At 56.1% G+C, this 13,167-nt stretch carries 11 protein-coding genes; 4 read left to right on the plus strand and 7 right to left on the minus strand.

Features of this window, described 5'->3' with window-relative positions:
* On the plus strand, positions 1–1,574 hold a 1,574-nt coding region (locus NQ012_RS06180), incomplete at its 5' end, for a DUF3458 domain-containing protein (protein ID WP_257066738.1).
* Between the two features lie 272 nt (positions 1,575–1,846).
* Here the strand turns inward: NQ012_RS06180 and ileS are convergent.
* The 5 genes from ileS to fdhD all read right to left on the minus strand — a co-directional run bounded on the left by ileS (position 1,847) and on the right by fdhD (position 8,307).
* On the minus strand, positions 1,847–4,633 hold the full coding sequence (ileS, locus tag NQ012_RS06185) for an isoleucine--tRNA ligase (protein WP_257066740.1): 2,787 nt from the start codon (positions 4,631–4,633) through the stop codon (positions 1,847–1,849).
* Between the two features lie 255 nt (positions 4,634–4,888).
* Complete coding sequence (rbsK, locus tag NQ012_RS06190; protein WP_257066741.1) at positions 4,889–5,794, minus strand: ribokinase; 906 nt, start codon at positions 5,792–5,794, stop codon at positions 4,889–4,891.
* Positions 5,795–6,073: 279 nt separating this feature from the next.
* Entirely contained in the window at positions 6,074–6,331 is a 258-nt protein-coding gene (locus tag NQ012_RS06195) for a GNAT family N-acetyltransferase (RefSeq protein WP_257066742.1), read from the minus strand.
* A gap of 239 nt (positions 6,332–6,570) precedes the next feature.
* Positions 6,571–7,479, minus strand: coding sequence for a formate dehydrogenase accessory protein FdhE (locus NQ012_RS06200; protein WP_257066743.1), 909 nt, complete (start codon positions 7,477–7,479; stop codon positions 6,571–6,573).
* Between the two features lie 24 nt (positions 7,480–7,503).
* On the minus strand, positions 7,504–8,307 hold the full coding sequence (fdhD, locus tag NQ012_RS06205) for a formate dehydrogenase accessory sulfurtransferase FdhD (protein WP_257066744.1): 804 nt from the start codon (positions 8,305–8,307) through the stop codon (positions 7,504–7,506).
* A 174-nt stretch (positions 8,308–8,481) separates the two neighbouring features.
* Here fdhD and NQ012_RS06210 point away from each other — a divergent pair, with 174 nt between their 5' ends.
* Both NQ012_RS06210 and NQ012_RS06215 read left to right on the plus strand, forming a co-directional pair.
* Entirely contained in the window at positions 8,482–9,963 is a 1,482-nt protein-coding gene (locus tag NQ012_RS06210; protein WP_257066745.1) for a subtype B tannase, read from the plus strand.
* Between the two features lie 155 nt (positions 9,964–10,118).
* Positions 10,119–10,772, plus strand: coding sequence for an FABP family protein (locus NQ012_RS06215; protein WP_257066746.1), 654 nt, complete (start codon positions 10,119–10,121; stop codon positions 10,770–10,772).
* 422 nt (positions 10,773–11,194) lie between these two features.
* Here NQ012_RS06215 and NQ012_RS06220 read toward each other — a convergent pair whose 3' ends face one another.
* Entirely contained in the window at positions 11,195–11,884 is a 690-nt protein-coding gene (locus NQ012_RS06220; RefSeq protein WP_257066747.1) for a S24 family peptidase, read from the minus strand.
* Between the two features lie 302 nt (positions 11,885–12,186).
* Here NQ012_RS06220 and NQ012_RS06225 point away from each other — a divergent pair, with 302 nt between their 5' ends.
* A complete protein-coding gene (locus NQ012_RS06225) occupies positions 12,187–12,462 on the plus strand; it encodes a hypothetical protein (RefSeq protein ID WP_257066749.1) in 276 nt (91 codons plus the stop codon).
* 102 nt (positions 12,463–12,564) lie between these two features.
* Here the strand turns inward: NQ012_RS06225 and NQ012_RS06230 are convergent, their stop codons facing one another.
* Positions 12,565–13,089 (minus strand): thioredoxin family protein, encoded by a 525-nt coding sequence (locus NQ012_RS06230; RefSeq protein WP_257066750.1) that lies wholly within the window; start codon positions 13,087–13,089, stop codon positions 12,565–12,567.
* Positions 13,090–13,167: the final 78 nt, after the last annotated feature.

A 13,167-nucleotide genomic window follows, 5' to 3' on the forward strand; every position in this document is an offset into this window, starting at 1 on the left:
AGATGTATATAAGAGACAGCATCCGCCCCGCCTCATACGAAGAAATGAACAACTTCTACACCATGACCGTGTATGAAAAAGGCGCCGAAGTGGTGCGGATGTATCACACCCTGCTGGGCGAAGCCGGTTTCCAAAAAGGCATGAAGCTCTATTTCGAACGCCACGACGGCCAAGCCGTTACCTGCGACGACTTCCGCGCCGCCATGGCCGACGCCAACGACACCAATCTCGACCGCTTCGCCCTGTGGTACAGCCAGGCCGGCACGCCCGTGTTAGACGTGAAAGGCCGTCTGAACGGCAGCGGCGGCTACGAATTAACCGTTAAACAAACCGTGCCGCCCACGCCCGACATGGCCGAAAAACAACCCATGACCATGCCGCTGAAAGTTGCCCTGTTCGATGCAGAAAACGGCCGCCAAATTGCTTTCAGACGGCCCGGCAGCAGCGAAGAAATTATCGAAACCGTGCTGCTGCTCACCGAAGCCGAGCAAACCTTCACACTGGAAAACGTGCGGCAAAACGCCGTGCCCTCGCTGCTGCGCGGCTTTTCCGCCCCCGTGCACCTCAATTATCCCTACACCGACGCAGAGCTGGCCGTGCTGCTGGCCGCCGACACCGACCCCTTCGCCCGCTGGGAAGCCGGCCAAACCCTCTACCGCCGCGCCATCGCCGCCAACGAAACCGCACTCGCGCAAGGCCTGCCGCTGCCCGAACACCAAGGGCTGCTCGAAGCCGTGGCATACGTGCTGGCCGCAGACGGCATCGACGCCGAATTCCAAGCCATGCTGCTGGCCGTGCCCGCCGAAGCCGAACTGTGGGCAGAGCGCGACAACATCGACCCGCTGCAAGTCCACCGCGCCCGCGAAGCCCTGCTCGACTTAATCGCCACCCGCTTTAAAGCGCAATTTCTGGCGCTCAACCAAAAAGCCGCCCAAGCCGAGCAACAGGCCGATCCCGCCACCCGCTACGAATACAGCCCCGAAACCGCAGGCTGGCGCACCCTGCGCAACACCTGCCGTGCCTTCGTATTGCGCGCCAACCCCGCCCACATCAATACCGTTGCCGAAAAATATGCCGAAATGGCACAAAACATGACCCACGAATGGGGCATTTTGTCGGCCGTCAACCACAACGAAAGCAACAAACGCAACGAAATGCTGGAACAGTTTGCCGAAAAATTCCGCAACGACGCGCTGGTGATGGACAAATACTTCACCCTAATCGCCTCCAGCCGCCGCGCCGACACGCCCGCACAAGTTCAAGCGGCCTTAAACCACCCCGCCTTCAGCCTCGAAAACCCCAACAAAGCCCGCTCCCTGCTCGGCGCTTTCAGCCGCAACGTGCCGCATTTCCACGCCGAAAGCGGTGCGGGTTACGCCTTCGTCGCCGACAAAGTGATGGAAATCGACCGCTTCAACCCGCAAGTGGCTTCCCGGCTGGTGCAGGCGTTCAACCTCTGCAACAAACTCGAACCGCACCGCAAAAACCTGATGCAGGCCCAATTGCAGCGGATTCAAGCCCAAAGCGGTTTATCGAAAGACGTTGCCGAAATCGTGGGCAAGATTTTGGCGTGATAAACGGGGTGATTTAAAAGCTTGAGGCCGTCTGAAAAGTTTTCAGACGGCCTCAAGCTTTTGCAAGTTGTTTTAGCACCTTAACAACCTACGTCATGCTCGGGCTTAATCCGAGCATCTTGCTGCTTATAAAGAACTGGCAGATACTCGGGTCAAGCCCGAGTATGACGGGAATCGGTTTTTTAGCCGGCAGTTTGATTTTTGCAAAGGTAACGGGCCGTCTGAAAAGTTTTCAGACGGCCCGTTACCTTACCTTACAACATAATCCGTTATCAGGCGTAGTGGCGCTCTTCGCCTTTGCCGCCGATATTTTCCGCGCAGCGTTTGCAGATACCGGGGTGGGCGGCAACGGCACCGATGTCGTCGGTGTAGTGCCAGCAGCGTTCGCATTTTTCGCCGCCGCTCACTTTGGCGGTTACGGCCAGTTCGCTGCCTTTGGCAACCGTGGCTTTAGACACCAAGAGGGCGAAGCGTAACTCGTCGCCGAGCATTTTCAGGTAGCCTGCCAATTCTTCGGGGGCGGTGATGTCCGCTTCGGCCTGCAAAGAAGAGCCTACGGTTTTGTCGGCGCGCAAAGGCTCGATGGCGGCAGTAACGGCTTCGCGCACTTGGCGCACGGCCTGCCATTTTTCCATCAGGGCGGCTTCGCTCTTTTCGTTGATGGGCGGGAACTCGTGCCAGGTGTGGAACAGCACGCTGTCTTCCTCACCGCCGCCGATGATGTCCCACGCTTCTTCGGCGGTGAAACACAGTATCGGCGAAATCAGCAGCACCAGGCTGCGGGTGATGTGGTAGAGCGCGGTTTGGGCGCTGCGGCGGGCGTGGCTGTCGGTTTGGGTGGTGTAGAGGCGGTCTTTCAGGATATCGAGGTAAAACGCGCCCAAATCTTCCGAGCAGAAGGCGGCGATATCTTTCACGGCGAAGTGGAAGGCGTAGCGCGGGTAGTAGTCGCCCGCCAAACGTTCTTGCAGGCGGCGCGCCAGCACGAGGGCGTAGCGGTCGATTTCCACCATCTGGTCTTGCGGCACGGCGTGTTCGATGGGGCGGAAGTCGCTCAGGTTGGCGAATAAGAAGCTCAGGGTGTTGCGAATGCGGCGGTAGCTTTCGGTAACGCGCTTGAGGATTTCTTTGGATATCGCCAGCTCGCCGCTGTAATCGGTGGAAGCCGTCCACAGGCGCAGGATGTCGGCGCCGAATTCGTTATACACCTCTTGCGGGGCGACAACGTTGCCCAGCGATTTCGACATTTTTCTGCCGTTTTGGTCGACCACGAAGCCGTGGGTGAGCAGTTGTTTGTAGGGCGCGCGCTCCATCGAGGCGCAGCCGGTGAGCATGGACGATTGGAACCAGCCGCGGTGCTGGTCGCTGCCTTCGAGGTAGAGATCGGCGGGCCAGGCCAATTCTTCGCGCTGTTTGAGCACGGAAAAGTGGGTGCTGCCCGAGTCGAACCATACGTCCATGGTGTCTTTCAGTTTTTCGTATTGTGCGGCTTCTGCGCCCAGCAGTTCGGCGGCATCGAGCGCGAACCAGGCTTCGATGCCTTTTTGCTCGATGCGCTGCGCCACTTCTTCCAACAATTCGGCGGTACGCGGGTGCAGTTCGCCGGTTTCTTTGTGCACGAAGAAGGTCATCGGTGTGCCCCAATAACGCTGGCGCGACACCACCCAGTCGGGACGGCCTTCGATCATGGCCTGCAGGCGGGCGCGGCCCCACGAGGGGAAGAATTCGGTGTCGTCCACCGCTTTGAGGGCGTTGTTGCGCAGGGTTTTGCCGTTGGTGCCGGCTTTGTCCATGCCGATAAACCATTGGCCGGTGGCGCGGTAAATCAGCGGGGTTTTGTGGCGCCAGCAGTGGGCATAGCTGTGTTCGATTTTGTTGTGCGCCAAGAGTTTGCCTTCCTCTTGCAGCCATTCGATAATCACGGGGTTGGCTTCCCACACGGTTAAACCGGCCACGCGCGGCACATCGGCCATATAGCGGCCTTCGCCGTTAACGGGGTTGTAGAGTTTGATGCCGTATTTGAGGCAGACGAAATAGTCTTCCAAACCGTGCGCGGGCGCGCTGTGCACGAGGCCGGTGCCGGCATCGGTGGTAACGTGGTCGCCGTTGAGCATCAGAATGTCGCGCTCAATGAACGGATGGGCAAGATGCAGGTTTTCGAGCCTGCTGCCGGCGGCTTCGGCCAGCACGGTTGTTTGGCCGTCTGAAAAGCCGTAGCGTTCCAATGCGTCTGCGGCCAGCTCTTTGGCCAGCACCAGCTTGCCTTTGGGTGTGTCGATGAGTTGGTAGGCCACGTCTGCGCCGGCGGCGATGGCTTGGCTGGCGGGCAGCGTCCACGGAGTGGTCGTCCAAATCACGGCAAAGGCCGGGCCTTCGATTTGCGGCAGGCCGAAAGCGGCGGCCAGTGCGGCATTGTCTTTAAACAAATAGGCTACATCGATGGCATCGGAAATTTTGTCTTTGTATTCCACTTCGGCTTCGGCCAGCGACGAGCCGCAGTCCAAACAGAACTGCACAGGTTTTTCGCCGCGGTAGAGATAGCCTGCTTTATAGATTTCGCCCAGCGTGCGCACGGTGTCGGCTTCGGTTTTGAAGTCCATGGTGAGATAGGGGTTGCCCCAGTCGCCCAGCACGCCCAGGCGGATGAAGTCTTTTTTCTGGCGCGCGATCTGCTCGGCGGCGTATTCGCGGCAGAGTTCGCGGAACTTGGCATCGGGCATGTTTTTGCCGTGCAGTTTTTCCACCATCACTTCAATCGGCAGGCCGTGGCAGTCCCAGCCCGGCACATAGGGGGCGTCGAAACCGGCCAGCGTTTTGCTGCGGATAATGATGTCTTTGAGAATTTTGTTGACCGCATGGCCGATATGGATGTCGCCGTTGGCATAGGGCGGGCCGTCGTGCAGCACGAATTTGGGGCGGCCTTTGGCTTTGGCGCGCAGTTTTTGGTAGCGTTGCTGCTCCTGCCAGCTTTTCACCCATGCCGGTTCGCGCTTGGCCAGGTTGCCGCGCATGGGAAAGGGCGATTCGTAGAGATTGACGGTTTTGCTGTAATCGGTCATGGTTTTCTCGTGGTTGCGGATTTTTCAGACGGCCTCAGAAGCGTTGTGGCTTCTGAGGCCGTCTGAATAAAAATAGAGATTCTTTAGAAATGCTATTGTAGCCTAATTACGTTGTTTTTATAAGGGTAACGGGCTGTTTGGCCGTCTGAACTCCGTTATAGTGAATCCACTTACTCCGTTACGGCGTTGCCGCGCCTTGCCGTACTATCTGTACTGTCTGCGGCTTGCTGCCTTGTACCGAAGTAATTGGATTCACTATAGTTTTTGCGCAGCCAGAAACGCTTCCAACTCTGCCGACACGGGCATACCGCCCTGCGCACCCGCTTTGGTTACCGACAATGCGGCGGCGGCGTTGGCCTTGCGTACGGCTGTTTCCATACCTTCGGCACGGAACACGGCGAAGGCACCGTTAAACGTGTCGCCCGCACCGGTTGTGTCCACGGGGGCAACTTTGAAGCCGCCCTGCCGGTGCAGCGCGCCCTGCCCGTCGTTATACAGCGCACCTTCGCTGCCGCGCGTCATCAGCACCGGGCAGGGGGTGCGGGCGATTAATTCTTCCGCCGGCGTGTTTTCGGGCAAACCCAAGCTGATGGCCAGCTCGTGGGCGTTGGGCGTGAGCAGCGTAACCAGCTCCAGCAGTTCGGCGGGCAGCTTCTGTGCGGGCGCGGGGTTGAGCACGAACGGTTTGCCGTGTTTGTGCGCCAGCTTGGCGGCGGCAATCACGCACGCCATGGGGATTTCCAATTGCGCCAACACCACGTCGGCACCGGCGATTTGCTTTTCGCAGGCTTCGATATGCTCGGGCGTGATGCCGAAATTAGCGCCGGAAACCACGATGATGTGGTTGTCGCCTTCGGCCACGGTGATGTTGGCCATGCCGGTCGGCACATCTTCCAACACGCGCACGCCCGCAATATCGACGCCTTCCCGCTTCAGATTTTCCAGCGCTTCGCTGCCGAAACCGTCGTCGCCCACCGCGCCCACCATGCTGACATCGGCACCCAAACGTGCCGCCGCCACCGCCTGGTTGGCACCTTTGCCGCCCATAAAACGCCGGAACGATGTGCCCAGCAGGGTTTCGCCCGGCTGCGGAAACCGGGGCGACGATGTAACCAAATCCATATTGATGCTGCCGACTACGGCGATTTTCGGTGTTTGCATGGCGGTTTTCCTTTAACGGGTTGCTCCATCGGAATAGGTTTGCGTTTTTCAGACGGCCTACAATTTGAACGGAAAGGCCGTCTGAAAAACCTAGGGAGTGTAGTCAGAAGGCTTGTGAGGCGGTTTTTTTGAGGCAAAAAGCACGTTTGCAAGGCAAAAAGCGCAGCAAGGCTGAATACCTTGCGGGCATTTTAACTTCGCAAGTCCGCTACGCTACCTAACGCCGCAGATGCGGATTTTGACCAAAAATACCGCCGCAACGCTTTCTGACTACACTCCCTAAGGCTGCCGTTTGGCCAACACCGCCGCCGCATAATCGCAGCTGGCGGTTAAGGCAACGTTTTGTTTGGCCGCTTCGGTTGCGGCGGCTTCCACCAACACCCGCGCCAGCCCCTTGCCGCGATGGGCCGGGTTAATAACGGTGTGGTCGATATCCCATGCGCCGTTTTCGATGCGGTAGGTGAGATAACCCGCTTCGTCGAAATCTTGCAGCAGGGAGAATTTCTGTTGGTCGGGAAAATATTTAACGGTGCTCATTGTGATGCCTGCCTTTTGAAAATGGCGAACGGTGCGGTTTCATTGTACCAGCAAGCGGGGCGGCCGGCGGTTTTTCAAACGGTTACAGTGAATCCACTTACTCCGTTACGGCGTTGCTGCGCCTTAGCTCAAAGAGAACGATTTTGTAAGCCGCTGAAGCGGCAACAGAATCGGTTCCGTACTATCTGTACTGTCTGCGGCTTGCTGCCTTGTACCGAAGCAAGTGGATTCACTTATAGCTAGCCGTGCAGCAGAAACGGGTTGGCGCCGCCGCGTTCGTAGCCGGCCTCGCCCACGGCGATGTCCAAGCCCAGCGTGGCCAAATCGTCGGCAACGGGGTCGGCGTATTGCTGTTTGTCTTGGCGGTAGAGTTTGCGGTAGGTGCGGCAGGCTTCGCAGCTTTCGGCATGGGCGCCGCTGAAAACGGCTGGCAGCCCGGGGGCGGATGCGCCGTCAACCTGCTGGATGCGGATGCCGCCGCTGTCGCCGCAAGAAGTGCATTTGGCGCGCAGGGCGTTCCAGCGGCTGTTGCACAGCGGGCAATGCATATAGCGGAAGCCGCTCAAGTCGCTCTGAATCAGCACCACGCTGCCGACGGCTTCGGTGCCGCAACACGGACAGTGCACGCGCTCTTCAACGGGCGGCACGTCGTCTTCGGCCAGCTGCGCGGCCCATGCCGTCCAAACGATTTGCAGCGCGGCCTGTACCCAGATTTCTGCGGAACGGTCGGCTTCTTCTCCGGCTTGGGTAAGCACGCGCCGTGCCAGTGCTTCGGCTTCGGGCTTATCCAACACAGCCAGCCGTTGGGTTTCGGCGGCGGCGGTGTGCGTGATGTTGCCGCGCACTTCGTTTAACAAGTCTTGAAACACATCATAGAAAGCGGCGGGTACTTCCCCTGCCGCCGCTTCGGGCAACACGGTGGCGCCGCTGTGCTTTTCGGGCAACGGAAAGGTGTGCCTGAGTGCTACCTTATGCTGGGCGACGCAAACGGCAGCCAGCAGTTCCAGATAAAGGCGCCATTCGCCCGGCTCGGCCGCCGCCAGCTCTTGAAAGCGTACACTGCGGTTTTCAAAGGTGTTTTTCTCGGGCGCAAGCCAAAACGGGGTGTGAAACAGGCCTTTTTTAATCGGCTCGGCGGTGGTGTTCATTGTGTTTCCTTGTGTGTGTTTTTTTCAGACGGCCTCCAGCCAGTTGCGGTGGCTGTATACCGTAAATTGCTGCGGTTTGGCAAAACCGATTAAGGTGATGCCCGCCTGCTCGGCCAGCCGCACGGCCAGCGCGGTGGGAGCGGATACGGCGACCACTGCGCCGATGCCGAGCATGGCGGCTTTGGCCACCATTTCGTAGCTGGCGCGGCTGGAAATCAACACGAAGCCCTGCTGCGGGTCGGTTTCCTGCCTTGCCATAAAGCCTAATAATTTGTCCAGCGCGTTATGGCGGCCGACATCTTCAAACAGGCGCACGATACGGCCGTTTTCCACCCAAGCGGCGCCGTGCACCGAGCCGGTGAGGTTGCGCAGGGTTTGGTGTGCTTCCAGCCCGTTTAAGGCCGTCTGAATGTCCGTGCTGCGTATGGTTCGGCTTCTGGTTACGGCGGGCAGGTCGGGCTGCACGGCGGCTAGGCTGTCGATGCCGCACAATCCGCAGCCGCTGCGGCCGCCCATATTGCGGCGGCGCGCCTTGAGCGCATGAAAACGGGCGGCGGCGATTTCCAAATGAACTTCTATACCGTTGCAGGAAGGCTTGGTTTCAATATCGTAAAGTTCGCCCGCTTTCGTGAGAATGCCTTCGCTCAGGCTGAAGCCCAACGCCAGCGCTTCCAAATCGGCCGGCGTGGCCATTAAAACAACGTGGGAAATGCCGTTATAAACCAGTGCGACTGCGGTTTCTTCGGCCAAAACGTCGGCGGTTTCCGCCACTTCGGCTGTGCCGCTGCGGATATGGTAAACGGTGTGTGTAATGTGGGTGTTGTTCATTTATAGAGTAATAACCGTTATTCCGAGGCCGTCTGAAACAGGCGGCAAAGGCGGCTATTATAAACTTTTTAACTGCCGCAGGCATACCGTTCGGATTGGAACTTTCAGACGGCCACGCACGTCTTAAATAAGATTTCCAACCTTCATCCAATCTTGTTTCCAACGGAAAAAATCATGAAAAAAACCACCCCCGCCCTGATTGCCGCTTCGCTTGCCTTCGGCCTGGCCGCCTGCTCGTCGCCCAAAACCGGCACCGCGCAAAACGGCGATTTGGATTTTGCCAAGCAAACGTCCACCAAACAAAGCGCCGAAGTTAACGGCCAAACCGTGCGCTACCGCGCTTTCGAAGGCATCGTTTATGTGAAAAACCCGGCCGATGCCAAATACGAAACCATCAATATTTATGTGCCCGAAGCCTATTATGCGGGCGGCAGCATCGAAGGCTACACCGCCGACACCGCGCCGATTTTCTTCCCCAACCAAATCGGCGGCTATATGCCCGCCGAAGCGGGCAAACCCGGCTTGGACAAGCGCAACAACAACCAGCCCAATGCCATGCTGGTGGCTCTGTCTAAAGGTTATGTGGTTGCCTCGGCCGGCGCACGCGGCCGCACCGCCGCCAACGGCAAAGCGCCCGCTGCGATTGTCGATTTGAAAGCCGCCGTCCGCTACCTGAAAGCCAACGACCGGGCCATGCCGGGTGATGCTGGTAAAATCATCTCCAACGGCACCAGCGCCGGCGGTGCCTTATCCGCCCTGCTCGGCGCCAGCGGCAACAGCAAAGATTACGAAGGCCATCTGAAAGCCTTGGGCGCAGCCGACGCGCCCGACGATATTTTCGCCGTTTCCGCCTATTGCCCGATTACCGACCTCGACCACGCCGACATGGCCTACGAGTGGCAGTTCAACGGCGTGAACGACTACAAAAAAATGAACATCACCATGCTCGACTACAACGTGAAACGCGAGCTGGTGCCCGGCACGCTCACTGCCGCCGAAATCAAACTTTCCAATCAGCTCAAGCCGCTCTACCCCGCCTACATCAACAGCCTCAAGCTCAAAGACGCGCAAGGCCGCCTGCTCACGCTTGATAAAAACGGCAACGGCAGCTTCAAAAACCATGTGGCCGGCCTCTTGGCCGCATCCGCCCAAAAACAGCTTGATGCAGGCAAAAACCTCAACGACCGCAACTGGCTGACCATTAAAAACGGCAAAGTAACCGCCGTGGATTTCGATAAATACGCCAAAGCCGCCGGCCGCCAGAAAACCCCGCCCGCTTTCGACGCGGTGGATTTAAGCGCCGGCGAAAACCAGCTTTTCGGCACCGCAACCGTTGATAAACAGCACTTCACCGATTTCAGTATGCAGCACAACACCGCCGAAGGTGCCACCCAGGCCGATGCGCAAACCGTGAAAATCATGAACCCGCTCAACTATATCGGCAGCTCTGAAGCCAAAGCGCCGAAGCACTGGCGCATCCGCGTCGGCACCACCGACCGCGACACATCGTTGGCCGTATCCGCCGTTTTGGCGGCCAAACTGCAAAACCACGGCCACAGCGTCGATTACTTCCTGCCGTGGGACGTACCGCACAGCGGCGATTACGACTTGGACGAACTGTTTGCCTGGATGAAACAGGTTGCCGCCGCCAAATAACGGCGGGCAAATATTTTGCGGTAAAAAGGCAGCAAGCCGGATACCCCGCACGGATTGATGCAGCACAAACACAGGCCGTCTGAAAACCGTTTTTTCAAACGACCTGTTTATAATCGAACATCTTATAATCGAACATTCCTACCGAAAGGAAAATCATGGAACACTTCCCGAAAGACATCTATACCGAACCCGATCCCGACACCAACACCCTAGCCAATCTCGGCCCGCTCGCGCCGATGGCCGGCATCTGGCAGGGCGCACGCGGCACCGATGTCAACCCCAAAGCCGACGGTCCCGAAACCGATGCCTATATCGAACATTACGAGCTGCAACCGATAGATGCGCAAACCAACGGCCCGCAATTGTTTTACGGCCTGCGTTACCACACCCGCATTGTTCAGCCCGACGAAGTGGAAACGTTTCACGACCAAGTCGGTTATTGGCTGTGGGAACCGGCTACCGGCAACATTATCCTCACCTTAACCATTCCGCGCGGACAAACCGTGATGGCCGTAGGCAAAGCCGCTCCTAACGATAAAACCTTCACGCTTAAAGCAGAGCGCGGCTCGACGGTAAGCGGCATTTTATCGAACCCTTTTCTCGAATACGCCTTCCGCACCGAAAGCTACACCATTACCGTTACCCTCAACGACGACGGCACATGGTCATACGAACAAGACACCGTGCTGGTGATTCCCGGGCAAGAACAACCTTTCCACCACACAGACCGGAACACGCTGCATAAAATCGGCGAAGCCACACCCAACCCGACTGCCCAGGCGGCTGCAAAAGCTGCACAATCGAAATAAACGGCAGAACCTGCAGCCAAACCGTTGCCAAGCCAAAAAGTCATTGGAAATCTGCCATTACAGCCATTCCGAGACCTTTGTAAAACTCCTTTCAACCTCTTAAAACCTCTGCGTCATGCTCGGGCTTGACCCGAGCATCTTGTTGTTTTAAAAGAAATAACAGCCACTCGAATCCAGCCCGAGTATGACGGAATAAAAACATTTTCAGAAGAAAACCGGCTTTTTACGAAAGTCTCAGGCCGTCTGAAAACACCCGTCAGCCGTCATCTCCACCTACGCAGGAAAGACGGCATATGAATGTTTCAGACGGCCTAAACGAATTTTGCAAAGATCTGGGTTTATTTTTGTGACACCTGTTGGATTTGGCACACTCTCAGGCCGCACAAACCAAGAGTTCAAGCCGGTGCTTCAAGCGCTATCTTTTAAATATTCCGCCCGAACCACTCCACCCTGCCGATAATGGCCACATCGTCGGTCATATTGTTGAGATTGATTTCAAACGTGGGGTAAGCCTCGTTGGCGGAAATCACGTTCACGATTCCGCCCGGCATCAACTGCAAACGCTTCACCAATAGGTTTTCGTTCAAGCGCAACACATAAAGGCCGTCGCGCGGGGTGGTTTCGCCGTGGTTGATCAGAATCGAATCGCCGTCGTTCAACACGCCCTCCATCGAATCGCCTTTTACCGAAATCACCGAAAGGTTTTTGGTGTCGCGGGTTACATAATTCTCTATCCAATACCGGCGGAAAGCCATGGTAAACACAGGCGTCTCGTCGCCCACCAAACGGCCGTGCCCCGCCGCCGCCTGAATATCGTAACGGGGCACGAACACAAATTCGTCGATATCCACAGGGTTGCCCAGCGTATCTTCCGCCGTTGCCGCCGAAGGTGCGGCGGCGTTCGGAAACGGCTCGCCTTCGCCCGTTAGCAGCCAATCAATGCTGCAACCTTTCAATTGTTTGATTTTTTTCAGTGTTTCCGCCTTCGGCAAACCGCCCTCGTTCCAAATGCGGCTGAAGCCCGCAATCGTCATGTCGATATCCGCCGCGATTTTGGCCTGCTTGGCTTCATTTTTCCAAAGAAAAGCTAATCTGTCTTTAAACGTGTTCATATATGTTCCTTTTTCAGGTGTGGTTTTGCATACCATCCTGCAATTCAGCTTTATTTTACTTTAGTTTTATTCAAAAAGTAAGATAAATTTTAAAAATAAATAAGAAAAAGTATTGCAATTTCAGATTTAGATAAGTAATATTCGCTTAAGCTTAGATTTTTCATCATCTTCTTTATTTAATCAAAATATTATTTTATGAATTGAAACGGCTATTCGGTTTTATTTAGCTGCCTTTTATATAAAGCATCAAATAACTAAATAAAATCTTAGCAAGCCTGGTTAACCGAGAAAGGAACGAAATCATGCAAAGCAAGCAACGCAAAGGTTTGGTGTTATTCAGCACATTGGCTGCGATGGCGGTGATATTCTCTTCCGGCTACACCGAAGCCCAATCGGCTCAAATGCCGCTGTCGGAATTAGGCTGCGACAAACTGAATACATTGCGGATAACGCAAATGAACGGCAAACAACAGGCTTTTGCACACGAATGCGCCGCCGCAGAAGCCGCCCAAGCATGGGAGCAGTCTTACGGCACATTGAATTCCGAAAGCCTGATTGCCGGTGTGGTATATGAGTAATAAATGACGGATAAAACCGCCGGATTGGAACGATACCCTGCGGTTGTTGGTAATACCCATGAAAGCAAAAATCGGAAGGGCTGATCCGGCTGCTTCGGCAGTCTATAATTTATTCAATGCCAGCCATTTTTCCAAATCTTCGGCACTAATGCCTTTGTTGTCTTCAAAGTCCAGCTCATTAACTTGGCGGCCTTTTGAATATTTCGCCAACACCGGCGTGCCGCTCAAACCGTATTGCTGTTTGAATGCCGCCCAAGCGGGTTTATCTTGGTGTAGGCGGTGCACGTTTACAAAATAAATCTTGTCGTGCAGCTTATGCGAAGCGATATAACGTTTGAACATCGGCTCGAACGCATTGCAGTCGCCGCAGCTCGGGCGGCCGATATAGGCGTAAAACGTATCACCCCGCGCCACTTTGGCTTTAAAATTCTCAACGGTTAGGCTGTTGAGTTCAAAATAAATATCGGAATACGTATTTTCCAAGCGCTTGCTGTTTTCGGCAGAGAGCTTCACCGCCGTTTCCGCTTCGGCCAGTTTGTCTTTCAACATTTGCGTTTCGCGGTGCGGGCTGCTGCAAGCTGCCAGCAAGCAAACCAGCGCGGTAGAAATCAAAATTTTGGCAGACATCGCAAACTCCTTATATTTAAAAGATTGGCAATAGTCGGATTATAAAACCGCCAGCGCACACCGAAGCAGCCAACCCGC

This window comes from Neisseria dentiae, assembly GCF_024580525.1.
Classification (GTDB): domain Bacteria; phylum Pseudomonadota; class Gammaproteobacteria; order Burkholderiales; family Neisseriaceae; genus Neisseria; species Neisseria dentiae_A.

Excerpts from the sequence above, each read along its gene's own strand:
- NQ012_RS06210 (WP_257066745.1), top strand. The coding sequence starts at position 8,482 with ATGAAAAAAACCACCCCCGCCCTGATTGCCGCTTCGCTTGCCTTCGGC.
- NQ012_RS06215 (WP_257066746.1), top strand. The coding sequence starts at position 10,119 with ATGGAACACTTCCCGAAAGACATCTATACCGAACCCGATCCCGACACC.
- rbsK (WP_257066741.1), bottom strand. The coding sequence starts at position 5,794 with ATGCAAACACCGAAAATCGCCGTAGTCGGCAGCATCAATATGGATTTG.
- NQ012_RS06225 (WP_257066749.1), top strand. The coding sequence starts at position 12,187 with ATGCAAAGCAAGCAACGCAAAGGTTTGGTGTTATTCAGCACATTGGCT.
- NQ012_RS06200 (WP_257066743.1), bottom strand. The coding sequence starts at position 7,479 with ATGAACACCACCGCCGAGCCGATTAAAAAAGGCCTGTTTCACACCCCG.
- NQ012_RS06220 (WP_257066747.1), bottom strand. The coding sequence starts at position 11,884 with ATGAACACGTTTAAAGACAGATTAGCTTTTCTTTGGAAAAATGAAGCC.
- ileS (WP_257066740.1), bottom strand. The coding sequence starts at position 4,633 with ATGACCGATTACAGCAAAACCGTCAATCTCTACGAATCGCCCTTTCCC.
- NQ012_RS06230 (WP_257066750.1), bottom strand. The coding sequence starts at position 13,089 with ATGTCTGCCAAAATTTTGATTTCTACCGCGCTGGTTTGCTTGCTGGCA.
- NQ012_RS06195 (WP_257066742.1), bottom strand. The coding sequence starts at position 6,331 with ATGAGCACCGTTAAATATTTTCCCGACCAACAGAAATTCTCCCTGCTG.
- fdhD (WP_257066744.1), bottom strand. The coding sequence starts at position 8,307 with ATGAACAACACCCACATTACACACACCGTTTACCATATCCGCAGCGGC.